At 47.5% G+C, this 954-nt stretch carries 1 protein-coding gene; it reads left to right on the forward strand.

The features are described from left to right. Positions 1 to 954: M17 family peptidase N-terminal domain-containing protein (locus tag ACS8FC_RS15350; RefSeq protein ID WP_439297408.1), on the forward strand; the 954-nt coding region annotated here is incomplete at both ends.

Consider the following 954-nt stretch of genomic DNA (forward strand, 5'->3'; position numbering starts at 1 on the left):
GTGAGACCGTTGCTGATTATGCATTGGCAGGGGATAAAAAAACCACCAAACAAAACCCTGTACAGCTGTTGTTGGTTGGTGTCGGTAGCACGGACAAATTCAACAATACGGTATTGCAAAAAATTGCCAAGACCATCTATAGCAGCACGCAAAAGCGGGTATCGTCTATTACCGTTGCACTAGGTGATGCGCTAGAAGAAAGCCACTTTGGTCAATTTGCCCTAAACCTATTGGCAGCCAGCTACCGCTTTGACAAATATAAATCTGAGCAAGTGACGCCTGTCTTGACTGATGTTTATCTGTTAGCTGATGAGTCACTACAGCCTGCACTCGCATTTGCTGAGGCAGTATTCGCCGGTCAAAGCCTCACTCGTGACGTCGCTAATGAGCCAGGTAATATTTGCTTCCCTGCGTATATGGCAGAGCAAGTACAAGAACTTGCCAAAACCTATCCTGATTTATTGACCGTCAAGGTATTGGGTGAAGACGAGATGTCAGCGCTGGGTATGAACTGTTTCTTATCAGTGGCTCAAGGCTCTACTAAAGAAGGTCAGCTCGTCATCATGGAGTACCGTGGTAAATCCTCATTTAGTGCAAACGCTGGCACCACCGAGCAAACGATTAGCAACGCAAAAGTAACTGGTCTAAAAAAAGCGCTCACTGATAAACTACCAACCAAAAAATCCACTAAGAAAGCCGACAAAGCTAGCGACGATAATGCACAAGCTACCAATGATGATGCGCCTATCGTCCTGGTCGGTAAAGGCGTTACCTTTGATTCAGGCGGTATCTCAATCAAGCCAGGTGCAGCAATGGATGAGATGAAGTTTGACATGGGTGGTTCAGCTTCCGTGCTCGGTACCATCAAAGCCTTGTGTGAAGCACGTCTACCGATCAACGTAGTCGGCGCGCTCGCCTGTGCTGAGAACATGCCATCAGGTGATGCCACCCGTC

The sequence above is a fragment of the Psychrobacter sp. 1Y4 genome (assembly GCF_051847555.1).